Genomic DNA, 26841 nt, shown 5'->3' with positions numbered 1-26841 from the left:
ATCCAGGGCGTATAAGCGGGGGGCACGGGGGGGCTATGACGGAAAGCACGCAGATCGGCGGCATCACGCGCCGGAAGGTATTCTACCTTCCGGGCTATGATCCGTTCCATCCGCGCCGCTACCGCGAGCTTTACCGCAAAGAAGGCGCGGCCCAGGCGGCTTTGTCGGGCTATGCGCTGGCGCTGCAGCCGAAAAAGGCGGGCGGCCCCTATGGCTGGCAGGTTCAGGCGCAGATCGAAGGCGCGGATGTCACCGCCGATATAGAGGTGCTGGTCTGGTCGGATATCGTCAAAGGCTCGATGTCCGAGACGATCCCCGCGACCTATCTGCAGCTGTTCCGCACCTCCTGGGCCTATATCGGATCGGGGGCGCTGTTTCGGCTGATGCGGCTGCGCAAAGGGCCGATGATCGCCGCGCTTTACCCGATTGTATTCCTGCTGCTGCAGCTGGCGCTGGCGCTGGCGCTTGGCTGGCTGGGCTTTGCGCTGGTCGCGCATTACCTGCATTGGGCCACTGGCCTGCCGGTCTGGGGGGCGCTGACATGGGGCGTGCTGAATTGGTTCCGAAAGAAAGACAATAAGGTATTCGCCTGGTATCTGATGCATGATTACGCCTATTCGGCGCAGTTCAAAGGGGCCAATCCGCCCGAATTAGAGGCGCGGATGTTCGATTTCGGCAAGCAGATCCAGGCCGCGCTGCGTGAGGATTACGATGAGGTTCTGGTCGTCGGCCACTCCTCAGGGGCGCATCTGGGGGTGTCGATCCTGGCAGATCTGCTGCGCCAGGGGGGGGCGGGACACGGCCCGGACCAGGGGCCGAAACTCTCGTTCCTCAGCCTGGGCCAGGTGGTGCCGATGGTGTCATTTCTGCCCGATGCCAGGCGGCTGCGGGCCGATCTGGCCTTTCTGTCAACGCAGGATCAGATCACCTGGATCGACGTGACCGCCCCCGGTGATGGCTGCGCCTTCGCGCTTTGCGATCCCGTTTCGGTCTCGGTCACGCCGCCCGAGGGCAAGCGCTGGCCGCTGGTGCTGTCAGCCGCCTTCACCCAGACCCTGACGCCCGGGCGCTGGCGCGAGCTGCGGCGGCGCTGGTTCCGGCTGCATTTCCAGTATCTCTGCGCCTTTGACAATCTGACGGGGGCCCCCGGCGAATATGATTACTTCCGCATTACCGCCGGGCCGCAAACCTTAGGTGCGCGGTTCAAAAACCGTCAGCCCTCGAAAAGCCGCATTGAACAGACGCTCAATCGCTATAGAACCATCGCGTGAGTGATGATCTGAAATCCTGCCCGATCCCGCCAAAGCCTGAGGCCCGCGCCGACAGGGTCTCTTTGCTCAGCTATCTGCGGCTCTTTCGGCGCGACATCCTCTCGGCCCAGCCGGCGCGGCTTTACCGGGCCTGGATGGCCGAGTTTCGCACGCCGTTCTTCCGCTCTTACCTGTGCAACGATCCGAAGCTGGTCGATCTGGTGCTGAAAGAGCGGCCCGATGACTTCCCGAAGTCGAACCGGATCCGCGCCGGGCTGGAGCCGCTTTTGGGCAACTCGGTCTTTGTCACCAATGGCGAGACCTGGAAGCGCCAGCGCCGCATCATCGACCCCGCATTTGAGGGCGGGCGGCTGCGCGACACCTTTCCCGCCATGATCGCGGCAGGGCAGGCGGCGGTGGCGCGGATGCGCGGCCTTGCTGGTGGCGAGGTCGAGATTGAGGAAGAGATGTCGCATGCGGCGGCAGATGTGATCTTCCGCACGCTTTTCTCGATCCCGATCGAACATGAGATCGCTGCCCGGGTTTTTCACGAATTCCGCGCCTATCAGCGCACGCAGCCGATCCTGAACCTGGCGGCTTTCGTGCCGTTGCCGCGCTGGTTCCCGCGCCTGCACCGGCGGCGGACAAAGGCCTCGGCAAAGGTGATCCGCGATCTGATCACCGCGCTGACGGAATCCCGCGCAGCCGAGATTGCTGCAGGCACCGCGCCGGACGATCTGGCGACCAAGATCATGACCACCAGTGACCCGCTGACGGGCGAGCGTTTCACTCCCGCCGAGATGGTCGATCAGGTGGCGATCTTTTTTCTCGCGGGCCATGAGACCAGCGCCTCGGCGCTTGGCTGGTCGCTTTATCTGCTGGCGCTTTGCCCTGACGTGCAGGAGCGGGTGGCGGCAGAGGCTGCATCCGTGGGCGATGATCCGGATTTCAGCGCCGTCAGCCGCCTGCGCTATACCCGCGACGTGTTCCGCGAGGCGCTGCGCCTTTACCCGCCGGTGCCGATGATGGTGCGCCAGAACAGCTGCCCCGAGACCCTGCGCGGGCGTGACGTAAAGCCCGGCGCCCAGATCGTGCTGTCGCCCTGGCATCAGCAACGCCATGAACGGCTCTGGCAGGAGCCCGACCGCTTTTGCCCGGCCCGCTGGCAAACGCCCGAGGGGCGGCAGTCGGCCCGCGAGGCCTATATGCCCTTTTCCGCCGGAGAGAGGGTCTGCACCGGGGCGGGCTTTGCGATGGTGGAAGGTGTGCTGCTTCTGGCCATGCTGGCCCGGGCATTCCGCTTTGCACGCGTGGATGGCGCGGATCCGGTTCCGGTGGCGCATCTGACGGTGCGGGCCGCTGATGGGATCCGGCTGGCGGTCAGGCTGCGCTGATCCCGCCTGCCTTGCGGGGGCTGGTGATAAAAAAGCCGCCGCCAGGGTGGCGACGGCATAGCCGTTCAAAGCATCACTGAGGTTCAGCGGATCGCTGCAGCTCAGGGCGGCTCAGAGGATTTCGACGCGGTAGCTTTCGATCACGGTATTTGCCAGCAGCTTTTCGCACATGGATGCGACCTCTGCCTCGGCTGCGGCTTTGTCGGTGCCGGCCAGATCAAGCTCGATCACCTTGCCCTGACGGACGCCGTCAACGCCCGAAAAGCCAAGTGTGCCGAGCGCGTGGCGGATTGCCTCGCCCTGCGGATCAAGGACGCCGTTTTTCAGCATAACTGTGACGCGGGCTTTCATCGGGGGCCTCCGGGCGGGTCAGGGTCAGATTTCGCTGTTAGATAGCGGCTGCAGGGGCGGGTGGCAATCGGGCCAGTGGTGGTTCCGGCCCGATCTTGCCCGCATAGCCGCTTAGTTGATCAGCGAGGGTTTCGTTGCGTGGGTGACATTTGAGGGCAGCACGCCGATACGGCGGGCCAGTTCGGCATAGACATCGGGCAGGGGGCCAGGCTCGGGCGTCGAGCCATCGGCCCGCTCTGGCTGGCGCAGATCCCAAAGCGTCATCGAATCCGGGGTGATCTCATCGGCAAGCAGCAGGCGCATGAAGTCGCCTTCCCAGACGCGGCCGATCTCGATGCGGAAATCCATCAGCCTGACGCCCACACCCAGCATCACCCCCGAAAGGAAGTCATTCACGCGCAGCGCCAGGGCGATGATGTCATCAAGGTCTTGCTGGCTGGCCCAGCCAAAGGCAATGATATGTTCCTCAGACACCATCGGGGTGCCGAGCTTTTCATCCTTGAAGTAGTATTCGACGATCGGCCGGGGCAGGCCCATGCCCTCGGGGATGCCAAGGCGCTCGGTAATGCCGCCGGTGGCGAAATTGCGCACCATCACCTCAAGCGGGATGATATCGGCCATACGCACCAGCTGTTCACGCATGTTCAGGCGGCGCATGAAATGGGTCGGCACGCCGATATTGTTCAGCCCGGTCATGAAGAATTCCGACAGGCGGTTGTTCAACACGCCCTTGCCCTCGGATGCGGCAGAAATCGGCGCGACATTGGCCGCCACCTGACCCGCATCGCTGCTGGTCTCATCGTCTTTGAAAAACTGGATCAGAGTGCCGGGTTCAGGCCCCTCGAAGAGGATCTTTGCCTTGCCCTCATAGACCTTCTTGCGCCGTGCCATGGTGTTCCCTGAACGGAAAGTGTTCTTTAAATCAGAAATGACGACAGGGGCGGCCGGGCCACCCTTTGACGTTTCCCTGCGGCTATATCCGAGCCGCAGCCCCAGGGCAAGAAGTCGCTGGAAAAGAGCCGAAATCCCACCGCAACCCAGAGAGATTTGCCCGGCTTTCTTCTTGCAGGAGGGGCGGGGGATGGGCATATGGAAAGCGAACCGATAACAGTGAAACTGATCTCAAAGGCCGGAAGGATTTCCTATGTCCAGTTTTGACGAACGCGAAAACGCATTTGAGGCCAAATTCGCCCATGACAGCGAGATGCAGTTCCGGGCCGAGGCGCGGCGCAACAAGCTGGCCGGGCTTTGGGCGGCTGAATTGCTGGGCAAATCCGGCGAAGAGGCCAATGCCTATGCGCTGGAAGTGGTGGCGGCCGATTTCGACGAGCCGGGCCCGGAGGATGTGGTCCGCAAGCTGGCCGCCGATCTGGGCGACCGCGTCAGCGCCGATCAGATCCGCGCCAAACTGACCGAGCTGATGCCGGTCGCCAAGGCCCAGCTGCTGAGCGAAGCCTGAGAATGAACCGTCCCCGGGCGGCCTTTTTGCGGGCCGCCCGGGGGTGACGGGCCTATGCGGCATGGGCATTTCCCGCAGTGACAGGCTCTGGCCGTCCTGGTGAGACATCTGGCGAGACATATGGCGGCCGCAGGCCTGCCGCGACCGGGCGCTTTGCCCGGGCCCGCGAAAGGGGCGGCACAATCAGTGAGAAAGGGTTCCCGATGACGACCGATGCGCTGAGCCAGCTGCTGGCTGAGAGGGACTGGCTGATGGCGGATGGTGCGACCGGCACCAACCTCTTCAATATGGGGCTGGAATCGGGCGAGCCGCCAGAGCTGTGGAATATCGACCGCCCCGACAATATCCGCACCCTTTACCGCAATGCGGTGCTGGCGGGCTCGGATATCTTTCTGACCAATACATTTGGCGGCAATGCCTCGCGGCTGAAGCTGCACAATGCGCAGGGGCAGGTGCATGAGCTGAACCGCGTCGGCGCAGCCCTTGGCCGTGAGATCGCCGATGATCCGGCGGTGAATGGCGGGCGCAGGGTGATCGTTGCCGGCTCGGTCGGGCCGACGGGCGATATTTTCGAGCCGATGGGCACGCTGACCCATGCGCTGGCGGTCGAGATGTTTCACGAGCAGGCCGAAGGTCTGAAGGCGGGTGGCGCCGATGTGCTTTGGGTCGAGACCATCTCTGCCCCCGAGGAATATCGCGCCGCAGCCGAAGCGGCGAAGCTTGCAGGCATGCCCTGGGTTGGCACCATGAGCTTTGACACCGCCGGGCGCACGATGATGGGGGTGACCTCGGCTGCGATGGCGGAACTGGTCGAGAAACTGGCCACGCCGCCGCTGGCCTTTGGCGCAAATTGCGGTGTGGGGGCGTCAGATCTGATGCGAACCGTGATGGGCTTTATTGCAACCGGCACCACGCGGCCCGTGGTTGCAAAAGGGAATGCCGGGATCCCGAAATACCATGACGGCCATATCCACTATGACGGCACGCCAGAGCTGATGGCGGAATATGCGGTGATGGCGCGGGATGCGGGTGTGAAGATCATCGGCGGTTGCTGTGGCACGATGCCAGAGCATCTGCAGGCGATGCGCCGCGCCCTTGAGGAAACGCCGCGCGGCCCGGCCCCCGGTCTTGAGGATGTGGCGGCAAAGTTGGGTGCATTCTCTTCGGCCTCGGATGGAACCGATGGCGAAGGCCCGGCAAAACGCGAGCGTCGCGGCCGCCGGGGCTGAGCCCCTGCCAGAGGCGCAGGCCGCCGGGCAACCGGCGGCTATTTTCTTCGAAGAAAATAGCCAAATTCCTTTGAAGGAATTTGGGACCTGGCCGTGAGGGCAGTTTTTGCTTTCAGCGGCGCTTTGGTTTGCTGCCTTCGCTGGCCATCAGGCGCGCTGCCTCAGCTGCGGCCCGCAGCTCCTCTGCGATTTCTTCGGCCTCTTCGGGGTCGAAATCCAGCGGCAGTTCTACCCCGCCCTCGGCCTCGATATAGATCCGCACCATTCCGGCATCGGTTGGCCCGATCTGGATATTGGCGGCGATATCGCTTTGTTTGTTGATGCCCATAACGGCCCCGCTTCGCATGAGTTAGGTCTTGCCCGCCGCCTGTTTCGAAGAGGGAAAAAGCCGCAGACCCGACAGAGGCCGATGGTGAGGGCGATGCGCATCCGCGGGTTTCCCCTGAGATTGTCGCAGGGTGTTCTTGCCCGCCCGCTGCCGTCTGTCTGTTAACGTCCGCCTGCCGCCACCCTGCTGTCGCAAAGACCGCAGTCACAACTGACAGGCCTCCATTGAACCAGCCGGGCGCGATTGTCACGCCAAATCCTGCGCGAGAGGTGGCCCAGGTCAGCCCAGCTGCGCCAGCGCCTCAAGCACGGTATCGCCATTCGCCCCGTCACGTGAGGCCTTCTCTGACAGCACACGCCGCCAGCCCCTGGCCCCGGGCAGGCCGTGAAACAGGCCCAGCATATGGCGGGTGATCTGGTGCAGCCGCCCGCCCTCGGCCAGGTGGGCCTCGATATAGGGCAGCATCCTATGCACGATATCCTGACGATCAGGCTGCTGCGCGGGCTGCGGATCCCCGCCCCAAAGCCGGTCGGCCCCCAGCAGCGCGGCGCCCGGATCGTGATAGGCCGCCCGCCCGATCATCACACCATCAAGCGCGACCCTGTCCGCGCCCGGCGTCAGCAGCGCCTCGGCCGAGGCCAGGTCAGCGACGCCGCCATTCAGGCAGATCGTCAGTTCGGGGAACTGTGCTTTCATGCGATGGACCAGCGGGTAATTCAGTGGCGGGATCTCGCGGTTCTCTTTGGGGGACAGCCCCTGCAGCCAGGCCTTGCGGGCATGGATGATGAAATGGGTGATTCCCGCCTCTGCCAGTGTTTCGATAAAGGCGGGGAGGATCTCTTCCTCATTCTGATCATCAACGCCGATGCGGCATTTTACCGTGACCGGCACATCCGCCTCGGCCTGCATCCGGGTCACGCAAGCGGCGACCAGCGCCGGATCTTTCATCAAAACCGCACCAAAGCACCCCGATTGCACCCTGTCCGAGGGGCAGCCGCAATTCAGATTGATCTCATCATAACCCCAGGGTCGCGCGATCCTGACCGCCGCCGCCAGCTCATCAGGGTCCGAGCCGCCCAGCTGTAACGCGACCGGGTGTTCCGCGGCGGAAAAGTCCAGAAGCCGCGGCTTTGGCCCGTGCACGATCGCGGGTGCCGTAACCATCTCTGTATAAAGCATGGCCCTTTGCGACATCAGGCGATGGAAATAGCGACAATGGCGGTCTGTCCAATCCATCATTGGCGCAACCGACACTCTGTGACTTTTGTAAGTATTTGATTTTACGATATCATTCATCGCAGGGGTGCTCCGGTTTATTGTCTGATCTTTGCTCTCCGGGACACTGCGTATGGCTGATGACCAGGCGCCGAGACTGGCGATCAGACGTGACAGGTGGTGCAAGGAACATGGCGAGCATTACCGAACGAGAGAGAAAAGACGAAGGCCGGGTATCTGTGCCCGGATCATCCGTAGAAGCTTTGATACCTACCGCGAGAGCCAGACCTTCGACAACCGCAAGGACGCCGATGCCGAGGTAAAAAGCGCGAGGCGGAAATTGGGCTGGCTATTGCAGAAGGCCGCGAGATTCGCCGACCGCAGCCTGAGAACAGGGCCTTGGGAGGGGCAACAGGCGGTGCGAGCGGGCTCTTGCCTCACCATGAGTGAGGCCATGCCCCCAGGAAGGGCTCACATTTTTCCGCTCATCACGGGTACAGCAATCCTGCTGCTTCCCCGGTGCCCGCAGTCTGTCGGCAATCGGTGATCTGCGTTTTCACCGGCCCGTTCTTTAGGCGTCCGGGGGGCGAAATCCGGGATTCGGGGGGCAATTAGGGGGGGGGATACATCGGGAACCCCGCCCGCCCTTCGAATACGTTACCCAAGTACCGGAGCAATGATGTCGAGTGACAGCTCGCTGGTCGCCCGTCGTGAAGGCCAGGCGCGACGATCAAGCCTGATACGGTATAAAAACTATCGCATCCTCAGCCAAGCGTGGCCTGCAATGAGGTTCAAAAGCGGAACAGGTTTCTTGAGGGCGTAATTTGCTGATCAAGATTGCAAACGAAAATAAACGCTTGCAAAGTTGAAGTGGTGGGCGACCCTGGAATCGAACCAGGCATGAGTCTCCTCGGCGGAGTTACAGTCCGCTGCCGCACCTTGCAGCACGTCGCCCACTTTGGCTGTACTATTTCCTCTGTGCCTCGTTTCGCTCAGAAGAAATTTTGCAGCCTGCACATCCCGTGTTCTGTCTGCTTTCAGCCGACCCATCGGAACATGCGGGCTAATTGCCCGATCCAATCCGCGAGTGCAAGGACGAAAAAACAGAAAGTCGCCTGGTTCGTGATGAAATATGCGCTGACAGACTGTGCCGGCTATCGAATGCGCTTGCCCAGGTTATGAAACCGCAGGCGCATGTGCGACATGCGACTCTGGGGTTGTAATGTGTTTTATTGATGATCTGTGCGCTGCGTCATTTCAGGGCACCACCAGAGTGATATGGCAGCACCTCCGATGCAGATGCGCCAACACAGGCAGAGATGTTTCCTGACATGATCAAAGAGCCCGATTTTTGGATCGTGGCGCATTATCAATATAAATGGGGAAGATGGTACCGACTCCCCGGCTCGAACGGGGGACCCCCAGATCCACAATCTGGTGCTCTAACCAACTGAGCTAAGCCGGCACTTGTGGGCTGATTAGCGCCGCCTTACGGCATTTGCAAGGGCAGGATGCACCGATTGCGAAAGGAAAATTCCCGCGCAAAGAACAAATGCGCTGCATGGCATCTGATTGAAAGCCGCCGCGCCGCGCCGGGGGGCGTTTCCCGCTGCTCTGGCGGATCCGGGCTTGCCCTGCGCCTGCCGCAAGATATCTTCGCACCTCCAGCCTGTTTGATCTGCAAGGAAATCCACCATGTCTGTTGCCCGTATTCCGGAAATCATCGCTGCTGAGATTGGCGCTCAGGCGCGTCAGGTGGTGGCTGCGGTCGAGCTGCTGGATGGCGGTGCGACGGTGCCTTTTGTTGCGCGTTACCGCAAAGAGGTGACGGGGGGGCTGGATGATACCCAGCTGCGCAAACTGGATGAGCGGCTGACATATCTGCGCGAGCTTGAGGCGCGGCGGACGGCGATTCTCGGCGAGATCACGAATCAGGGCAAGCTGACGGATGATCTGGCGCGCAGCATTGCGGGCGCGGTGACCAAGGCCGAGCTTGAGGATATCTATCTGCCCTACAAACCCAAACGCCGTACAAAAGCGATGATCGCGCGTGAGGCGGGGTTGCAGGGGCTGGTTGATGCGATTCTGGCGGATCGCAAAGCCGATCCGGCCCAGTTGGCCGCGGGCTTTCTGAGCGAGGGATTCGCAGATGCGAAAGCGGCGCTGGATGGGGCGCGCGACATCATCGCCGAAGGCCTGTCCGAGGATGCGGGCCTTTTGGGACGCCTGCGCGATCACATGCGCAAAGAGGGGCGGCTTTCGGCAAAGGTGCAGCCTGGAAAAGAGGCGTCGGGGGCCAAATTTTCGGATTATTTCGATCATAATGAGGCCTTTCGGGACGCGCCTTCGCACCGGGTTCTGGCGATGCTACGCGGCAGGAATGAAGATTTCCTGACCATAGATCTGGAAATCGATCCCGAATCGCCCCGTGGCGAATCACCATCCGAGCGCGCCTGCGCGGCGGTGCTGGCAGCCTCGGGCAGCGGGGCGGGTGACAAATATCTGCGCGATGCTGCGGCCTGGGCATGGCGGGTAAAGCTGAAAACCTCGCTGACGCTTGATCTGATGGCCGAGCTGCGCGATGCCGCCGAGGCCGAGGCAATCCGGGTTTTTGCCCGCAATCTCAAGGATCTGCTGCTGGCGGCACCGGGGGGCGGCAAGGCCACGATGGGGCTGGATCCGGGGATTCGCACCGGGGTGAAGGTGGCGATTGTCGATGAGACGGGTAAGCTTTTGGCAACCGATACGGTTTATCCTTTCCAGCCGAAGAACGATTTGCGTGGCGCTCAGGTGGCGATTGCCAGGCTGATCGGGAATCACGGTGTGAAGCTGATCGCCATCGGCAATGGTACGGCCTCACGTGAGACGGAAAAGATGGTGGCGGATCTGCTGGCTTTGCTGCCAGCGGGGGCGAATAAGCCGATGAAGGTTGTGGTCTCAGAGGCGGGGGCCTCGGTCTATTCGGCATCAGAACTGGCGGCGCGGGAATTTCCTACGCTGGATGTGTCATTGCGCGGCGCGGTCTCGATCGCGCGGCGTCTGCAGGACCCGCTGGCAGAGCTGGTCAAGATCGAGCCGAAAAGCATCGGCGTCGGTCAGTATCAGCATGATGTCGATCAGCACCGTCTGGCCAAACAGCTGGACGCGGTGGTTGAGGATGCGGTGAATGCGGTTGGGGTCGATCTGAACACGGCCTCCAGTGCGCTTCTGGCGCGGGTCTCGGGGGTTGGGCCGGGTTTGGCGGAAAGCATCGTGGCGCATCGGGATGCCAATGGGCCCTTTGCGACGCGGCGTGAGTTGCTGAAGGTGGCGCGGCTGGGCCCGAAGGCCTTTGAACAGGCGGCTGGCTTCCTGCGGATCCCGGATGGGAAAGAGCCGCTTGATGCCTCTTCCGTTCACCCGGAAGCCTATGATCTGGCACGGAAAATTATCGCCTCTTGTGGGCGCGATATCCGGGCGCTTATGGCGGATGGGGCGGTGCTGAAAACGCTGAATCCGGCGCAGTTTGTCGATGAGAAGTTCGGCCTGCCCACGGTGAAAGACATCCTGTCCGAGCTGGAGAAGCCCGGGCGCGATCCGCGGCCCGAGTTCAGAACCGCCACCTTTACCGAAGGTGTCGATGAGATTTCCGACCTCAAGCCCGGCATGGTGCTGGAGGGGACGGTGACCAATGTGGCGGCCTTCGGGGCCTTTGTTGACATCGGCGTGCACCAGGACGGGCTGGTCCATGTCAGCCAGCTTGCCGATAAATTCGTCTCGGATCCGCATGAGGTGGTCAAGGCGGGTGATGTGGTCAAAGTGACCGTGGTTGAGGTGGATGTGCCCCGCAAGCGCATCGGTCTGACCATGAAGAAAGACGGCGGTGCCTCGGCCAAATCCGCCCGCGAAGAACGTGGTCCGGGGCGCGAGCGTGCTCCGGTCAAAAGCCGCGCGCCGATGAATGCCTCGCCGCAGTCGCAGGGCGGCGGCAATGCCTTTGCCGATGCGCTGAAGGGCAAATTCGGCCGCTGATTCGTTGCGGGGGATGCGGCTGGTCCGCACCCCCTGACAACGCTTGTTAAGAGATTAACAGCGCAAGCTGGCCCCTCAAATGCGACGGAGGGGCTAATTGCAACGGATCATCATTCACTGGACCGGCGGCCCGCATCAGCCGACCGGCCTTGATCTTCACCATTATCACTTTGTGATCGACGGGGCAGGGCGGGTTCACCCCGGCCGCTTTGCCGTGGCGGCCAATCAGGCGCCGCTCATGAAAGGCAGCTATGCCGCCCATACGCTGAACTGCAACAGCGGCAGCATCGGCATCGCGCTGGCTGCGATGGGGGGCGCGCAAGAGCGTCCGTTCCGGGCCGGCCAGACGCCGATCACAGCGGCGCAGCTGCAAAGCCTGGTCACGCTTTGCCGTGATCTTGGCCAGGAATATGGCATCCCGGTCACGCCCCGCACGATGTTGACCCATGCCGAGGTGCAGCCAAATCTGGGCATCGCGCAGCGCGGCAAATGGGATGTGACCTGGCTGCCGGGGATGGAGCGCCCGGTTGCGCCGGGCCTTGTCGGTGACCGCATCCGCGCGATGATCCTGGCTGCAATTCCCACAGCAAACCCCAGCCCGGTTCAGGGAGGCGCGACCAGCTGGATCGCTCGGCTCCAGGCTTTGATTTCTGGGATTTTGTCAGGCAATGTCAGGAGGTTGGCATGATTGCAGTCTTTGCACGGATCCTTGCGCGTTACATCGCAGGGGCGCTGGTGGCGGTTGGGGTGATTGATGCGGGTCTTGGTGAGACCCTGGCCATCGACCCCGAGCTCGCGCTGTTTCTGGGCGCGATCCTGGGCGCGGGTGTCGAGGGCACCTATGCGCTGGCGCGGCGGTTTGGCTGGCAAAGATAGGCCGCTACAGATCCGCGTTTCAGCCCTCGGTCGCGCTGTCCGGCGAAAGCCGGGCCGCGCGACCGCCCCGGCGTTTGACGAGGGTTGAGGCCCGGGCGGGCAGCTCGGCCATGATTTTGCGCCGCTCATCAGATGACATTGCCGACCAGCTGCCAATTTCCGCCAGGCTGCGATAGCAGCCAACGCAGATCTGCGCCGCCGGATGGATCACGCAGACCCTGATGCAGGGGCTTTCGATTTCATTGCGTGTCCAGATCTCGTCGCTCACGTTTGCCCGCCCCTGATCTTGCCTATGCGTCCCGGCCCGCGTCTTGCCGGGCGATCTGCGTCAGGCGGTCCAGCGCCCCTTGCAGGATATAGCCTGCCGCGACCGCGTCGATCACCTCTTTGCGACGCTTTCTCGATGCATCCGCCTCAAGCAGGGCGCGCTCTGCTGCGACGGTTGACAGGCGTTCATCCCAATAGCCGATTGGCAGCGGGGTCAGCTTTTCCAGGTTGCGGGCGAAGGCGCGGGTCGATTGCACCCTTGGCCCCTCGCTGCCGTCCATGTTCAACGGCAGGCCCAGCACGATTCCCCTGATCTCTCGCTGCGCCAGCAGCTCCAGCAGCTGCGCGGCATCGAGGGTGAATTTCTCGCGCCGGATCACCTTTGTCGGCGTCGCCACCGCGCGGCGCAGATCGGAAAGCGCGACACCGATGGTTTTGGTGCCCAGATCCAGCCCGGCAATGGCGCCAAATGCGGGCAGTTCGGTGGCGAATGTGCTGATGTCATCAAAGATCATGGCAATGTTCCAATTGTGCCGATCGTCTGGGCGGCGGCCCCGATTTCGGCCTGCGCCGCTGCATCAGGGTGGGCTTTTTGGGCAAGCGTGACCACCTCGCGGGCCTCATCTTCCTGGCCCAGCACGCTGAGCGCGCGAATGAGCTGCGTCCATTCGGCCACCGATCCGCCCTCTGACAGCAGGCGCGATTTCAGGCCCGCGACCATGCCTTCGGCCATGCTGCGCGTCTCGTCACCGTTCAGGCCCGAAGCTGCCGCCAGCGCATCCGCATCCGGCCCGCGCAGGGCGGGGGGGGCGGCTGTTTCGGGCGGCTGGTAATCCCAGGCCCCGGCCACCCAGGCGGCGGCGCGCACCTGCCCGGCAAGCCGCGAGGTCCAGAAGCCCTCGGCCGGGCCGTTTTCCAACAGCAGCCGCCACAGCGCAAAGGCGCGGTCTGCCCGGCCATTCTGGGCATAAAGCTCGCCCGCAAAGAGATAGAGCGGGCCTGTAGCAAGGGTGACATCGGGCAGGGCCTCCAGCTGGCGGCGGTCTTCACCCTGGGGCGCAAAGCCCTGGGCGGCAGACAGCAGCAGATCTGCGACCCGGTCGAGATCCTGGCGAGAGTTCAGCCCCAGGCCGGGCAGCAGGGCGGCCTCGGCTTCGGGCGAGACATAGCCCTGGGCCTGATCAACCAGCATCAGCACCAGATCGCTGTGGTCCTGATCGCTGGCCGCCGGCCCGCGCAGGGCAATCAGGCGGCTTTGGGCGGCGATGGCGGGAGCGAAATTGCCCAGCTGCGCCTCGATCCGGGCCCGAAGTTCAAGCCCCTCGATACTGTCAGATGTGGCAGGATCCACGCTTTCGCGCAGCCGCGCCAGCGGCTCGGCCATATCGGGATCGGGCTCGGCGGGGATGATGGGGGCAAGCATGCGGATATAATCGGCCTGCGACGGGCGCAGCGCGATCTGCTGCGCGGCGGCGCTGATGCGGCTGGCAAGGGGCTGGTCGGGCTGGCCGGGCCTGCCGATTTTCATGTAGATCGCGGCCCCGGCCAGCAATGTCGCGGCGATGATCACAGCGCTCAGGATCACTTCGCCACGCCCCCGGCCCGCCGTGCCTGCGGCCGCCTTTTGCCCGGCGCGGTCGGATTCAAGCAGGCGACGGCCGATCTCAACCCGCAGCCTTTCGGCGTCAGAATCGCTTAAAATGCCCCGCGCCTGATCGCGTTCGATTGTGGCCAGCTGCTCGCGGTAAAGGCGGATATCCTGCGCAAGTTCTGGTTCGGGGGCGGTCGCATTCCGGCGCGCCAGCACGAGGCTTGCGATCAAAAGCGCCCCAACCCCCAGCAGCAGCAAAAGCGCGATTGCCCAAAATCCGGTCGCATCAGTCATGGTGTTCATATCGCTTACGGCGTCCCGGATTGCTGCTGGCCCCCCCTGATCTATCTGAAACCGGGCGCGGGAAAAAGTGCGCAGGCCCCCCGTGGCTGCGGGCCAATCGCCGCATCGCGCCAGAGCTGGCCTGAAAAGCGCGGATTCGGCGCTGGCGTCAGATGTCGTCGTGTCGTATTTTTCCCGATTATGACGCCTCGGGGCGGGGTGAAATCCGGGCCTTGCGTCAAATTAGCACTGACGGATTCTGTGACTGCTTCTGCGCCTGCTGCAGGGCAGGGTCTGGCTGACAGCGGCGGTATGAATGTCGCAAAAACAAGGTCCTGGCGGGGAGTTACTCAGATGAGACGCTATTCAGTCTTTGCTATCGCCCGCGAGGCGCTGCGTTATCACTCAGGCTGGGGCAAGGCATGGCGCGCGCCCGAGCCGAAGAAGCAATATGACGTCATCATCATCGGTGCTGGCGGCCATGGCCTGGCGACGGCCTATTACCTCGGTAAAAATCACGGCATCAAAAATGTTGCGATCATCGAAAAGGGCTGGCTGGGCGGCGGCAATACCGGGCGCAATACGACGATCATCCGCTCGAACTATCTGCAGGACAGCTCTTCGGCGATCTTTGAAAAAGCCCGCTCGCTTTACGAGAATCTCAGCCAGGATCTGAACTACAACATTATGTTCAGCCCGCGCGGCCTTCTGATGCTGGCGCAGACCCATCATGAGGTGCGCGGCTATAAGCGTACCGTTCATGCGAACCAGCTGCAGGGCGTCGCCACCGAATGGCTGACGCCTGAACAGGTGAAGAAAGTCGTGCCGATCATCAACCTGCACGGGCCGCGCTACCCGGTGCTGGGCGGCCAGTGGCAGGCGCGCGGCGGCACCGCGCGCCATGATGCGGTGGCCTGGGGCTATGCGCGGGCGTGCTCGGACATGGGCATGGACATCATCCAGAATTGCGAAGTCACCGGCGTCCACCAACAAAACGGCGTGGTGACCGGCGTTTCGACCACCAAAGGTGAGATTGGCTGCAAGAAGCTGGGCATCGTCGTCGCAGGCCATTCGGGCGTGGTGGCAGAGATGGCAGGCTTCCGCCTTCCGGTCGAATCGATGGCGCTGCAGGCGCTGGTGTCAGAGCCGATCAAGCCGGTGATCGACATCGTGGTCATGGCCAACACAGTCCACGGCTATATCAGCCAGTCCGACAAGGGCGAGCTGGTGATCGGCGGCGGCACCGATGGCTTCAACAACTACACCCAACGCGGCAGCTTCCAGCATATCGAGGAAACGCTGCGCGCCCTCGTCGAAACCTTCCCGATCATCTCACGGCTGAAAATGCTGCGCCAATGGGGCGGTATCGTCGATATGACGGGCGACCGCTCGCCGATCATCTCAAAAACGCCGCTGGGCAATTGCTTCATTAACTGCGGCTGGGGCACGGGCGGCTTCAAGGCAATCCCGGGCTCCGGCTGGGCGATGGCGGAACTCGTGGCCAAAGGCGAACCCGGCCCGCTTGCCTCTGAATTCGATATGTGGCGCTTCAAAGAGGGCCGCTTCATCGACGAATCCGTGGCCGCAGGCGTGGCCCACTGATGCAAGCCCCCCTTCATCTGTCCAAAAATATCCCGGGGGCGCGGGGGCAGAGCCCCCGCCTCGACGTCAAATCCGGCGGGCAGCGCCCCCGGCTTTCTCCCCATATGGAGGCCGCCACATGCTGATCCTTGAATGTCCCTGCTGCGGCGTCAAAGCCGAGGAAACCGAGCTCGCCCCGGGTGGCGAGGCGCATCTGAAACGCTTCGGCCCCGGCTCCTCGGATGAGGAGTTTGAGGCCTATATGTTCGCCCGCAAAAACCCCAAAGGCGTGCATTTTGAGCGTTGGCGCCATGCCTACGGCTGCGGCAAATGGTTCCTCGCCGCCCGCTGCACCGCCACGCTTGAGGTTTTCGGCACCTATCCCGCCCAGACCACTGAACCCCCCGCTGAACTGATTGCAAAAATCCAGGCGAAACGCCCGGATTGGAAGGGCTGGAAATGAGCGCGAGGCTGCAAAGAGGCGGTCGTCTGATCAACAGATCGGCCCAGATCGAATTTACCTTCAACGGCAAGACCATGAAGGGTCTCAAAGGCGATACGCTCGCCTCGGGCCTTCTGGCCAATGACCAGCTGCTGGTCGGGCGCTCGTTCAAATATCACCGCCCGCGTGGCATCGTGGCCTCGGGCCCCGAAGAGCCCAACGCCCTCGTGGGCCTGGGCGAGGGCGCCCGGTTCGAGCCCAATCAGCGCGTCACCACGACCGAGCTGTTTGACGGCCTGACCTCGGCCAGCCAGAATCACTGGCCCAGCCTCGAATTCGACATCGGCGCGCTGAACAACAGGCTGTCGCGCTTCCTGCCGGCGGGGTTTTACTACAAAACCTTCATCCACCCGCGCTCGGCCTGGAAACATCTGTTTGAGCCGATTATCCGCCGCTCGGCAGGTCTTGGCAAATCGCCCGAACAGGCGGACGCCGACCGTTACGAATATACCTATGGCCATTGTCAGATCCTGATCGCAGGCGGCGGCATTGCGGGCCTGCAGGCGGCGCTGGTCGCAGGCGCTGCGGGGGCAAATGTGCTCTTGCTGGAGCAAACCGCCCATTGGGGCGGGCGTGCCCCGGTTGACGGCGATATCATCGACGGCAAGCCCGCTGAAGACTGGATCAGTGCCACGCTGCAAACGCTTGCGGGCATGGAAAACGTCACCCTGCGCAACCGCATGATGGTCTCGGGCGTCTATGACCACGGCTATGTGCTGGCCGAAGAGCGTATCGCTGACCATACCCCCGGCGACGGGCGGCCCCGCAAGCGTCTGTGGCGGATCCGCGCGGAAAAGATCATCGCGGCAACAGGTGCGCTGGAGCGCCCGCTGTCTTTCGCCGGAAACGACATCCCCGGCGTCATGCTGGCCTCGGCGACCCGCGATTATGCGGTGAATTTCGCGGTCTCGCCCGGCGATCACACAGTTGTCGTCACCAATAATGACGATGCCTATCGCACCGCGATCACGCTGAAGGACTATGGGCTTGAGGTGACGGTGGTCGATGTCCGCCAGGCCCCGACCGGAGAGCTGCCGTCCCGCGCCCGTGCCATGGGCATCCGCATTGAAACCGGGCGCGGCATCGTCAAGGTCAAGGGCTGCAAGCGCGTCACCGGCGTCACCATCGGCCTTCAGGCCGGAGAGGGCGGCGCGGTCGAGGAAATCGCCTGCGATGCGGTTGCGATGTCGGGCGGCTGGTCGCCGGTCGTGCATCTGTGGTCCCATTGCGGCGGCAAGCTGATCTGGGATGAGACCCGGGCGCTGTTCCGCCCCGATGCGGATCGCCCGCCGCTGACGCATGACGGCTCGGCTATGGTTTACCCGGCAGGGGCGGCCAATGGGGCGCTTTCGGCGGCCGCAGGGCTTGCCGATGCGGCAGCCCAGGCGGTGCTGACGCTGCAATCCCTGGGCAAAGAGGCTGGCCTGACGCAGGCGGCCCAGGCCGATGCGGTGGAAGAAGAGGCCATGCTTCCGGTCTGGATCATGCCGGCCTCGGCAGGGCCAGAGCTGAAGTCGAAAATGTGGCTCGATTTCCAGAATGACGTGAAGGTTTCCGACGTGCAGCTGGCGGCCCGCGAGGGCTATGTCTCGGTCGAGCATACCAAGCGCTATACCACGCTGGGCATGGCGACGGATCAGGGAAAACTGTCGAATATCAACGGCCTGGCGGTGCTTGCTGATGCTTTGGGCGAAGAAATCCCGCGCGTTGGCACCACCACCTTCCGCCCGCCCTATACGCCCGTGACCCTTGGCGCATTGGCGGGTGAGGCGCGGGGCGACATCTTCCAGCCGCTGCGCAAGACGCCGATGCATGACTGGCACCTCGCCCAGGGCGCCTATATGGAGCCGGTCGGCCTCTGGCAGCGCCCCTATACCTATCCGCGCCACGGCGAGACTCATGAGCAGGCCGTCAACCGTGAGGTGATCAACACCCGCGAGCGGCTTGGCCTGCTGGATGCCTCGACGCTGGGCAAGATCATCGTCAAAGGGCCGGATGCGGGGAAATTCCTCGACATGCTCTATACCAATATGATGTCGAACCTCGGCATCGGCAAATGCCGCTATGGTCTGATGTGCAACGAGCAGGGCTTCCTCTCGGATGACGGCGTGGTCATCCGCATCGATGAGGACACCTGGCTTTGCCATACCACCTCGGGGGGCGCGGACCGGATCCACGGCTGGATGGAAGACTGGCTGCAATGCGAATGGTGGGACTGGCAGGTATTCACCGCCAATGTCACCGAGCAATATGGCCAGATCGCCGTCGTCGGCCCCAATGGCCGGAAATTGCTTGAGAAACTTGGCGGGATGGATGTCTCGAAAGAGGCGCTGCCCTTCATGACCTTCAAAGACGGCGAGCTGGGCGGCTTCCCGGTGCGCGTGCACCGCATCTCTTTCTCGGGCGAGCTGAGCTATGAGATCGCCGTTCCCGCAAGCCACGCCCTGGCCTTCTGGGAGCGTCTTTATGAGGCGGGCCAGGAGTTTGGCCTCCAGCCCTATGGCACCGAAGGCCTGCACGTTCTTCGCGCCGAGAAGGGCTTTATCATGATCGGGGATGAGACCGACGGGACGGTGATCCCGCAGGATCTGAACCTCGACTGGGCGATCTCGAAGAAGAAAGAGGATTTCCTCGGCAAACGCGGCCAGCAGCGGACCTATCTGGCCGCGAAAGACCGCTGGAAGCTGGTCGGCTTTGAAAGCATCGACGGCACGGTGATCCCTGACGGGGCCTATGTGATCGCGCCCGGCACCAATGAATATGGGTTCAGAAATGCGCAGGGCCGCATCACCTCGACCTATTATTCGCCGACCCTGAAGAAGGGGATTGCGATGGGGCTTTTGAAAAATGGGCCTGCGCGGATGGGCGAGGTGGTCGAGTTCACCTCGATGACCGGCGGTGTTTCGGTCTCGGCGAAGGTGGTCGATCCGGTATTCTATGACAAGGATGGGGAGAAACAGAATGTCTGAGCCCGTTTCAGCCCTGAATGGCGCGGTCAGCGAAGGCTTTGCCCGCGTCGCAGAAATCGGCCCGCTGGGGATGATCACCCTGCGGGCAAAGCCCGGCACCGCTCGTCTGGCCGAGGCGATCAAAGCGGCCAATGGCTGCGCTCTGCCTGATGCGCGGCGCATCACCCATGCGGGTGACAACAGCTGTGGCTGGATGAGCCCGGATGAATATCTGCTGGTGCTGCCCTACGGCGATGTTGCAAAGGCGCTGGCGGCGATTGCAGCGGCGCTGTCTGGCCAGCATCACCTGGCGGTCGATGTCTCTGACGCGCGGGCGGTGTTTCGCGTGACGGGGCCCAATGCCGACCAGGTTTTGCGCAAGCTGAGCCCCGCGGATCCGGGTGCTCTGGCCGCCGATGAGATCCGCCGCTCGCGGTTTGCCCAGGTGGCTGCGGCCTTCTGGCCTGTCGATGGCGGCTATACTCTGGTCTGTTTCCGCTCGGTCGCGGGTTATGTGATGGGGCTTTTGACCCATTCGGCACAGCCTGGCAGCGAGATCTGATCGCCCTGCGTCCCCCCCCGGGCGGTGCCTGCACAGCGCGGGCTGGGGCGCGCGGGGTGGGGGGCAGGCGGAAAGCAGCCTGGCCTCAGGCCAGAGTGGGGGCCAGAGCTGGGGCCAGAGTTGCGGGCAGTTCTGGGGTCCAAAGCGGGGGCCAGAGCAGGAGAAGGCGGTTCTCTTTTCCCGCTGCGGGCTTGACCTTCGGGTCAGATGCGCCCTTATTCCAGTGGTAACCTGAAACCCGAACAGGAGTTAAGTCCGATGACGTTTCACCTTCCCGATCTGCCCTATAAATACAATGCGCTTGAGCCGCTTGGCATGTCGATGGAAACGCTCGAGTTCCACCACGACCTGCACCATAAGGCCTATGTCGACAACGGCAACAAGCTGATCGCCGGCACCGAGTGGGAAAAGAAATCGCTCGAAGAGATCGTGGTCGGCACCTATCAGGCTGGCGCAGTTGCGCAAAATGGCATTTTCAACAATGCCTCGCAGCACTGGAACCACAATCTGTTCTGGGAAATCATGGGGCCTGACCAGGTCGGCATCCCGGGCCGCCTGGAAAAAGCACTGGTCGAATCCTTCGGCTCGGTTGCGAAATTCAAGGAAGATTTCGCCGCTGCTGGCGCTGGCCAGTTCGGTTCGGGCTGGGCCTGGCTGGTGAAAGACAAGGATGGCAGCCTTAAGGTCACCAAGACCGAAAACGGCGTCAACCCGCTGGTCTTTGGCCAGACCGCGCTGCTGGGCGTCGATGTATGGGAGCACTCGTATTACATCGACTTCCGCAACAAGCGCCCGGCTTACCTGTCGAACTTCCTTGAAAAGCTGGTCAACTGGGAAGCCGTCGAGGCCCGCCTCTGAGCGCGTCAGACAGCGCCTGAGCGTGCTTAACTCTATCGAGGCCCTGCCGAAGATTTTCGGCAGGGCTTTTTATTTATGCCAGGATCGGGCAGCCTTTGGGGCGCAAGCTCTGGCCCGGGAATGCCTGGACCGGATCCGCAAGAGAATGAGGTCTGGTTGTGGTGTTACTCGGTAAAGGCATTGAATTGGGGGCAGAGACAGCCGGGAAGACGCGCGGCCCGGGCTTTTTCCGGGGCGGGGTTCTGGCTTTTGCAATGGCGCTGCTGGCCAGCCTGTCTGGCCCGTCGGCGGTGAAGGCCCAGGCCTGGTTTACCCCCGGGATCTGCCACCCGGATGAGATTGCGATCAACCGCGACCTGCTGCCAGAGGCCGAAGAGGCCCGCCTTGAGGCCCTGGCCGCGCAGATCCCCAATGGCGTGGGGCGGATGTGGAAGATCACCGCGCCCGGGGGGCAGGTCTCGCATCTGTGGGGCAGCTATCACTCGCCTGCGCCCGCGATTGTCGATCTGCCCGACGCGCTGCGTGAGGTGCTGGCCCAGGCGCGGGTGGTGACGCTGGAATTTGATCCGGCCCCGAAAAGCCAGGATGATCTGGGCCGCTTTTATGACCAGGCCTGGATCTGGAACCAGACCGATAACGTCTATGATGAACGCAGCGATTTTCCGCCCGAATATCTGGACTATATCAGGATGCGGCTGGCCTCGCTTGGCTGGGATCCTGCCTATTTGCCGGTGATGAGTGATGCGGGCCTTCTGAACGTTCTGCTTCGCGATCCATGCGATGATTACCTTGTGGGCTTTGCCCCCGGCCAGGACAATTACATCGCCCATACTGCCTGGCTGGCCGGGGCAAAGGTCACCGGGCTGCAGGACAACTGGGCCTTTGGCGAAGAGCTGAGCGATCCGAAACGCGCGGCTGAGGCGCGGGCGGGTGCCCTGCTTTACAGCCTGTATCTCGGGCCCCAATCGGCGCACCCAGGCCTGCGCGGCACCGCATATGCGCTCTATCGCCAGGGCAGGATCGGCTTTATTTCGGCCTGGTCCGAGGCCTGGGCGATTGAGGTGTTGGGCGAGGCGCGTGGCGCTGAGACTGTGGCCCTGGCCGACAGCTACCTGCTGGTCGAGCGCAATGCGATATGGATGGGGCGGATTGCGCCGCTGGCAGATCAGGGCGGGGCGGTGTTCGTGGTCGGATCGGGGCATCTGCCGGGCGATCTGGGCCTTGTCACCATGCTGCGCGATGCCGGATATCAGGTCGACCGTGTCCCCCTGCCAGGCGAGGCCGAATAGCCCCGCCCATTCCCCGCCGCATCCCTGTAACGGTCTGCGGCGGGACAGGCGGTCAGGCCTGCATATAGCTCGGCCCGCAGATCTTTGACCTGCAGGCTTCATGCCTGCAGAATCAGGCCTTCAGATCGCTGCGGATCGAGGCCGCCAGGCTGGCAACATCGGGCACTGTGCGGAACAGCCCGTTCAGGCTTTCGGCAGCAAAGCCCTGCTCGATGATATGGCGCATAAGGGCCAGCAGCGGCTGCCAGTAGCCATCGACATCCAGCAGATAGATCGGCTTTTTATGCAGCCCGATCTGCGCCCATGTCAGCACCTCGAAAAACTCATCAAGGCTGCCCGCGCCGCCCGGCAGCACCACGATCACGTCGGAATTCATGAACATGACCTTTTTGCGCTCATGCATGTCTTCGGTGATGACAAAGGTTGTGAGGTCGCGCTTGCCCTTTTCAGCGCCCAGCAGATGCACCGGGATCACCCCCAGCGAGGGCGCCCCGGCGGCCTGGGCCGCGCGTGCAACCTCGCCCATCAGGCCAACATCGCCCGCGCCGTAAACCAGCCGCCACTGATTGCCCGCAATCTCACGTCCAAAGGCCTGGGCGGCCTGGACATGGGCGGGATTGGTGCCAGGGCGTGAGCCGCAGAAGACGCAGATCGAGGGAAGCTGCATAAGAGGTCCTGATTTCATTTGCTTTGAAGGGGATGTCAGGTTCTGTTTAGGCGAATTCCCGCCGCGATGCGACGGGAAATGACGCAGCAAAGCCCGCCTGGGCCAGATCCCGGTCAGATCCCGGCCAGAGCCCGGTCAGGTTCCGGTCTGATCATGGTCGGGGCGATTGGCTTTGCAGGCTGGCAGCGGAAAGAGGCAGGCCCGGGCTTTGGTACGGGCCATGACGGAACAGAGGATGGACGGCGGATGAAGGCCTTACAAACTGCAGGCGGTGCGGGGCAAATGGCGGTGCTGGGGCTTGCCGGGGCTGCGGTGATCGGCGGTGCGCTCTGGTATGGCTGGCCGCGCCCGGATCCTGCAGGGGTTCCGACGGTAGTTCCGGCTGAGCAATCTGCGCCAGGTCAGCCTCTGTTGCCCGCCGGAGAGAGCATGGCCGCGACAGTAGCCACCGATACTGGGCCCACGGATATTGGGCCCACCGATATTGGGCCCTCAGATACTGCCCCTGCCGATATCCTTCCCGTCGAAATCGCACCGCCAGAGATTACCACCTGGCTGGTGACCGGGACGGGCGATGCAACGATTGGCGGCCTGGGCGAGCCGGGCGCGGTGATCGGTGTATTGCTGGATGGCACTCTGATCGCCAAAGCCACCGTCACCCGTGACGGTGAGTTTGCCCTGGTTACCGGCCTTGCCCCCAACCCGAACCCTGCCTTGCTGAGCCTTGTTATGGAAACCGCAGATGGGCGGCGCATCCCCTCGGCAGGGGTGATCGCCATTGGTCCGGTCGGGGGGGCTGTTGCCGATGCGCCTGCGGATACCGGGGACAGCGCCGCCCGGCAGGCCGGGATCACGGCCGAGGCCCCAGCCGCCCCAGATGCTCCCGTCGCGCTGATGATCTCTGATGCAGGCGTCACGGTTTTGCAGCCACCCGCCGCCGCACAGCCTGAAGACGCCAGCCAGCAGGCGGGCACGACGCCATCTTTCGCGGTCGCAACGGTCAGCTATGACGCGCCCGATGTGATGGTGATCGGTGGCACGGGGGCGGCGGGCTCATTCGTGCGGCTTTACCTCGACAATCAGGCGGTGGGGGCAGATCCGGTGCAGATCGGGGCCGGAGGAAGCTGGCAGGCAGAGCTGAGCGGGCTTGCCCCGGGCGCCTATCTGCTGCGGGCCGATCAGCTGGACGGGGCGGGCGCGGTCACGGCCCGTTTCGAGACCCCGATCCGGCGCGAGACGCCAGAGGCGCTGGCGCAACTCAGCGCGGCAAAGCCCGCGTCAGACCTGCGCGTGGCTCAGGGGGCTGCGACGGATTCGGCGACGGCTATCCCCCTCACGCCAGGCGCTCTTCCCGATGCTTCTTTGCCGCCAGGTTCCCCGGATACCGCCCCAGCGGCCCCGGCTGCGGTTACGATAACAGTTCAGCCCGGCCATACGCTTTGGGCGATTGCGCGGGATGAGTTTGGCGAGGGCGTCCTTTATGTCCAGCTGTTTGAGGCCAATCGGGACCGCATCCGCGACCCTGATCTGATCTATCCGGGCCAGGTCTTCACGCTTCCGGGTCGTTAAGCGCAGCGGCCCCGCTTTTCCCCCGGTCCGCCAGCGGTTGGCAGCAGGAAATCAGGCCGGGATGATCGCCGCAGCAATCGTTCAAAAGCCAGGACAGGGCCCGGCCAAACCCCTGCGGCTCGACCGCATAAAAGACGTTTCGCGCCATTTTTCGGGCGCGCAACAGCCCGGCCTGCTCAAGCTGCGAGAGGTGAAACGACAGGCGCGAGGCGGAAAGCCCCAGCTGCCTTGCGATCTCTCCGGCGGCCATGCCCTCTTCTCCGGCACGAAACAGCAGGCGCAGAAGGTCCAGCCGATCGCCGTTTGACAGCGCCGAAAAGGCCGCGATTGCGCTGGTGCGGGCCTGAGCGGCGGCATCTGCTGCAGCCTCTTTCGTGCGCTGGCCCGGATTGTGGCCCGGATTATCGCCCGGATTTTTCTCCAGATCCTGGCTGGGGCGCGCAACATCGGGAAGCTGCGTCGCAAGATCATGCGACGCCGTCCCCCGGGCAGCATTCGGGGCCTGCGGCTGTGGCTCTTTACTCTGATCCATGTTTCAACTATTCATGAACAGTTGAAATTACCCTAGCCGCCGCCGACCCGGAAAGCAATCGCCGAAGGCCACTCTCCGAGCCACCGCCGCAGCCCTGTAGCGAGAGCAAACCATGTCCGACCCCGTTCTGACTGAAACCGCATCCCCCGATGCGCCGGCTTCGGGCTGGCAAACCATTGCCCGCGTCACCCCCCATCTTTGGCCCAAAGATCAGCCCTGGGTGCGCAGGCGCGTGCTGCTGGCGATGGCGTTTTTGCTGGTCTCGAAGGTGATCTCGGTGATCACGCCCTGGTTTTACAAGCTGGCCGTCGATGGGCTTGCGGGGGAAACCGCGCATGATCCGGCGCGGCTGGTGGCTTTTGGCGCTGTCGGTCTGGTGGTGGCCTACGGTCTTGCACGGCTTGGATCGGTGGTGTTCCAGGAATTGCGCGATGCGGTATTCGTGCGGGTGGCGCAGCGGGCGCTGCGGCGTCTGGCGCTGGAGACATTCGGACATATCCACCGCCTTTCAATGCGTTACCACATTTCGCGCCGCACGGGTGGCCTGTCCAGGATCATCGAGCGCGGCGTCAAAGGCGTCGAGTTCCTCTTGCGCTTCCTGCTGTTTTCCATCGGGCCGCTGATCCTGGAGCTGGCGCTGGTCACGCTGATCTTCGCCTTCACCTTCGGCTGGAGCTATGCCGCCGTCGTCGCAGGCACGATCACGCTTTACGTCTGGTTCACCTTTGCTGTGACAGAATGGCGTGTGAAGATTCGCCAGGAGATGAATGACCAGGACACGGATGCAAACCAGAAGGCGGTCGACAGCCTGCTGAACTATGAGACGGTGAAGTATTTCAACGCCGAAACGCGCGAGGCGGCGCGCTATGACGGCGCGATGCGGCTCTATGAGGCGGCGGCAGTCAAAACCGGGCTTTCGCTGTCCTTTCTGAACATCGGCCAAACGCTTTTGATCACGGCGGGGCTGGTGGCGGTGATGGTGATGGCAGCGCTTGGCGTGCAGCAGGGGCAGCTGACGGTGGGCGATTTCGTCATGGTCAATGCCTATATGATCCAGATCACCATGCCGCTGGGCTTCCTCGGCACGGTCTATCGTGAGATCCGTCAGGCGCTGGTCGATATGGGCGCGATGTTTGGCCTGTTGTCGCAACCGGCCGAGGTTGTGGATGCGCCCGATGCAAAGCCGCTGGCGGTGAAGGGCGGCGAGATCACCTTTGATCAGGTGAAATTCGCCTATGACCCCTCGCGTGAGATCCTGAAAGGCGTCAGCTTTCGGGTCGGGCCGGGGCAGACACTGGCGCTGGTCGGGCATTCGGGCTCGGGCAAATCCACCGTGGCGCGGCTTTTGTTCCGCTTTTACGATGTGACCGGCGGTGCGATCCGCATTGATGGCCAGGATATCCGTGACGTTACGCAAAGCAGCCTGCATGAGGCGATCGGCGTCGTGCCGCAGGACACCGTGCTTTTCAACGACACGATCCGCTACAACATCGGCTATGGCCGCGATCAGGCCAGCGATGCCGAGATTTTCGCCGCCGCCCGTGCCGCCAGGATCCATGACTTCATCGAAAGCCTGCCCGAGGGCTATGACACCATCGTCGGCGAGCGCGGGCTGAAGCTGTCGGGCGGCGAAAAGCAGCGGGTGGGCATCGCCCGCACCATCCTGAAGAACCCGCCAATCCTGATCCTGGATGAGGCGACCTCGGCGCTGGACACCCAGACCGAGCGCTCGATCCAGGAATCGCTGCGCGAAATGGGGCAGGGGCGCTCGGTGATCACCATTGCGCATCGGCTGTCGACGATTGCCGATGCCGATTGCATCCTGGTGATGGATCGCGGCCAGGTCTCTGAGCAGGGGCGGCATGAGGAATTGCTGGCGCAAAATGGCCGTTACGCGGCGATGTGGGCGCAGCAACGGGCCGAAGAGGAAACCGAGGCCGCCTGTGACGCTGATGAGGCCCAGACAGGCGGTGCCGGGGATCAAGGCCTGGCTGCCCGGGGCTGAAACCTGCCTGAGATCAGCCTGAAAACAACGCGCCCGCCGCAGATACCTGTGGCGGGCGCGTTGTTTCAGATGGGC

At 63.1% G+C, this 26841-nt stretch carries 24 protein-coding genes and 2 tRNA genes; 15 read left to right on the top strand and 11 right to left on the bottom strand.

The annotated features are described in order from the left end of the window. Positions 1-35: 35 nt before the first annotated feature. Together HOY34_RS00735 and HOY34_RS00730 are read left to right on the top strand one after the other, a co-directional pair. On the top strand, positions 36-1271 hold the full coding sequence (locus HOY34_RS00735; protein ID WP_172359399.1) for a hypothetical protein: 1236 nt from the start codon (positions 36-38) through the stop codon (positions 1269-1271). Further along, positions 1268-2644 (top strand): cytochrome P450, encoded by a 1377-nt coding sequence (locus HOY34_RS00730; protein ID WP_366926887.1) that lies wholly within the window; start codon positions 1268-1270, stop codon positions 2642-2644. Before HOY34_RS00735 ends, HOY34_RS00730 begins: the two co-directional genes overlap by 4 nt. Before the next feature lie 111 nt (positions 2645-2755). Here the strand turns inward: HOY34_RS00730 and purS are convergent, their stop codons facing one another. Beyond that, positions 2756-2995 (bottom strand): phosphoribosylformylglycinamidine synthase subunit PurS, encoded by a 240-nt coding sequence (gene purS / locus HOY34_RS00725; RefSeq protein WP_172359398.1) that lies wholly within the window; start codon positions 2993-2995, stop codon positions 2756-2758. A gap of 111 nt (positions 2996-3106) precedes the next feature. Then, positions 3107-3886, bottom strand: a complete 780-nt coding sequence (locus tag HOY34_RS00720; RefSeq protein ID WP_172359397.1) for a phosphoribosylaminoimidazolesuccinocarboxamide synthase — start codon at positions 3884-3886, stop codon at positions 3107-3109. Between the two features lie 253 nt (positions 3887-4139). On the opposite strand from HOY34_RS00720, the gene HOY34_RS00715 reads away from it, so the two are divergent. Beyond that, positions 4140-4454 (top strand): DUF1476 domain-containing protein, encoded by a 315-nt coding sequence (locus HOY34_RS00715; RefSeq protein ID WP_172359396.1) that lies wholly within the window; start codon positions 4140-4142, stop codon positions 4452-4454. A 203-nt stretch (positions 4455-4657) separates the two neighbouring features. After that, a complete protein-coding gene (bmt, locus tag HOY34_RS00710; RefSeq protein WP_172359395.1) occupies positions 4658-5683 on the top strand; it encodes a betaine--homocysteine S-methyltransferase in 1026 nt (341 codons plus the stop codon). 112 nt (positions 5684-5795) lie between these two features. On the opposite strand, the gene HOY34_RS00705 is transcribed toward bmt, so the two are convergent. The 4 genes from HOY34_RS00705 to HOY34_RS00690 form a co-directional block, all read right to left on the bottom strand. Continuing rightward, a complete protein-coding gene (locus HOY34_RS00705) occupies positions 5796-6011 on the bottom strand; it encodes a DUF6324 family protein (protein ID WP_172359394.1) in 216 nt (71 codons plus the stop codon). Between the two features lie 279 nt (positions 6012-6290). Further along, a complete protein-coding gene (dusA, locus tag HOY34_RS00700; protein WP_172359393.1) occupies positions 6291-7307 on the bottom strand; it encodes a tRNA dihydrouridine(20/20a) synthase DusA in 1017 nt (338 codons plus the stop codon). A 790-nt stretch (positions 7308-8097) separates the two neighbouring features. After that, positions 8098-8181 (bottom strand) — tRNA-Tyr (locus HOY34_RS00695). Positions 8182-8614: 433 nt separating this feature from the next. After that, positions 8615-8691: transfer RNA gene (locus HOY34_RS00690), tRNA-His, on the bottom strand. Between the two features lie 230 nt (positions 8692-8921). On the opposite strand from HOY34_RS00690, the gene HOY34_RS00685 reads away from it, so the two are divergent. The 3 genes from HOY34_RS00685 (at position 8922) to HOY34_RS00675 (ending at position 12113) form a co-directional block, all read left to right on the top strand. Beyond that, a complete protein-coding gene (locus HOY34_RS00685; RefSeq protein WP_172359392.1) occupies positions 8922-11237 on the top strand; it encodes a Tex family protein in 2316 nt (771 codons plus the stop codon). Positions 11238-11334: 97 nt separating this feature from the next. Next, positions 11335-11925 (top strand): peptidoglycan recognition protein family protein, encoded by a 591-nt coding sequence (locus tag HOY34_RS00680; protein ID WP_172359391.1) that lies wholly within the window; start codon positions 11335-11337, stop codon positions 11923-11925. Then, positions 11922-12113 carry a hypothetical protein gene (locus HOY34_RS00675; protein ID WP_172359390.1) on the top strand — a complete coding sequence of 64 codons (192 nt, stop codon included), beginning with the start codon at positions 11922-11924 and terminating at the stop codon, positions 12111-12113. The genes HOY34_RS00680 and HOY34_RS00675 overlap by 4 nt, the downstream gene beginning before the upstream one ends. Positions 12114-12132: 19 nt before the next feature. On the opposite strand, the gene HOY34_RS00670 is transcribed toward HOY34_RS00675, so the two are convergent. Genes HOY34_RS00670 through ccmI form a run of 3 tightly spaced genes read right to left on the bottom strand, consistent with a single transcriptional unit; the run spans position 12133 to position 14274 of the window. Next, positions 12133-12381, bottom strand: coding sequence for a DUF1289 domain-containing protein (locus HOY34_RS00670; RefSeq protein WP_172359389.1), 249 nt, complete (start codon positions 12379-12381; stop codon positions 12133-12135). Between the two features lie 22 nt (positions 12382-12403). Next, the gene (ruvX, locus tag HOY34_RS00665) at positions 12404-12895 is read right to left on the bottom strand and encodes a Holliday junction resolvase RuvX (protein WP_172359388.1); all 492 of its coding nucleotides are present in this window, start codon (positions 12893-12895) and stop codon (positions 12404-12406) included. Next, positions 12892-14274, bottom strand: coding sequence for a c-type cytochrome biogenesis protein CcmI (ccmI, locus tag HOY34_RS00660; RefSeq protein ID WP_172359387.1), 1383 nt, complete (start codon positions 14272-14274; stop codon positions 12892-12894). The genes ruvX and ccmI overlap by 4 nt, the downstream gene beginning before the upstream one ends. A 333-nt stretch (positions 14275-14607) precedes the next feature. Between ccmI and HOY34_RS00655 the strand changes: the two genes are divergently transcribed. From HOY34_RS00655 to HOY34_RS00630, 6 genes are all read left to right on the top strand, one after another. Next, entirely contained in the window at positions 14608-15855 is a 1248-nt protein-coding gene (locus HOY34_RS00655; RefSeq protein WP_172359386.1) for a sarcosine oxidase subunit beta family protein, read from the top strand. A 118-nt stretch (positions 15856-15973) separates the two neighbouring features. Beyond that, positions 15974-16297 (top strand): sarcosine oxidase subunit delta, encoded by a 324-nt coding sequence (locus tag HOY34_RS00650; RefSeq protein WP_172359385.1) that lies wholly within the window; start codon positions 15974-15976, stop codon positions 16295-16297. Beyond that, positions 16294-19305 carry a sarcosine oxidase subunit alpha family protein gene (locus tag HOY34_RS00645; RefSeq protein WP_172359384.1) on the top strand — a complete coding sequence of 1004 codons (3012 nt, stop codon included), beginning with the start codon at positions 16294-16296 and terminating at the stop codon, positions 19303-19305. The genes HOY34_RS00650 and HOY34_RS00645 overlap by 4 nt, the downstream gene beginning before the upstream one ends. Further along, positions 19298-19846 (top strand): sarcosine oxidase subunit gamma, encoded by a 549-nt coding sequence (locus HOY34_RS00640; RefSeq protein ID WP_172359383.1) that lies wholly within the window; start codon positions 19298-19300, stop codon positions 19844-19846. The genes HOY34_RS00645 and HOY34_RS00640 overlap by 8 nt, the downstream gene beginning before the upstream one ends. A 258-nt stretch (positions 19847-20104) precedes the next feature. Beyond that, the gene (locus HOY34_RS00635) at positions 20105-20704 is read left to right on the top strand and encodes a superoxide dismutase (RefSeq protein WP_172359382.1); all 600 of its coding nucleotides are present in this window, start codon (positions 20105-20107) and stop codon (positions 20702-20704) included. Between the two features lie 158 nt (positions 20705-20862). Beyond that, positions 20863-21993 (top strand): TraB/GumN family protein, encoded by a 1131-nt coding sequence (locus HOY34_RS00630; protein ID WP_216654596.1) that lies wholly within the window; start codon positions 20863-20865, stop codon positions 21991-21993. A gap of 112 nt (positions 21994-22105) precedes the next feature. On the opposite strand, the gene HOY34_RS00625 is transcribed toward HOY34_RS00630, so the two are convergent. Next, entirely contained in the window at positions 22106-22660 is a 555-nt protein-coding gene (locus HOY34_RS00625; RefSeq protein ID WP_172359380.1) for an LOG family protein, read from the bottom strand. Between the two features lie 78 nt (positions 22661-22738). Here HOY34_RS00625 and HOY34_RS00620 point away from each other — a divergent pair, with 78 nt between their 5' ends. Then, positions 22739-24229, top strand: a complete 1491-nt coding sequence (locus tag HOY34_RS00620) for a LysM peptidoglycan-binding domain-containing protein (RefSeq protein WP_172359379.1) — start codon at positions 22739-22741, stop codon at positions 24227-24229. On the opposite strand, the gene HOY34_RS00615 is transcribed toward HOY34_RS00620, so the two are convergent. Further along, complete coding sequence (locus HOY34_RS00615) at positions 24210-24761, bottom strand: ArsR/SmtB family transcription factor (protein WP_172359378.1); 552 nt, start codon at positions 24759-24761, stop codon at positions 24210-24212. The genes HOY34_RS00620 and HOY34_RS00615 overlap by 20 nt on opposite strands. 112 nt (positions 24762-24873) lie before the next feature. Between HOY34_RS00615 and HOY34_RS00610 the strand changes: the two genes are divergently transcribed. Next, the gene (locus HOY34_RS00610; RefSeq protein ID WP_172359377.1) at positions 24874-26766 is read left to right on the top strand and encodes an ABCB family ABC transporter ATP-binding protein/permease; all 1893 of its coding nucleotides are present in this window, start codon (positions 24874-24876) and stop codon (positions 26764-26766) included. Positions 26767-26841 lie beyond the last annotated feature (75 nt).

Source organism: Pseudogemmobacter hezensis (assembly GCF_013155295.1).
Classification (GTDB): Bacteria; Pseudomonadota; Alphaproteobacteria; order Rhodobacterales; family Rhodobacteraceae; genus Pseudogemmobacter; species Pseudogemmobacter hezensis.
This window is presented reverse-complemented; position numbering and strand designations above follow the sequence as displayed.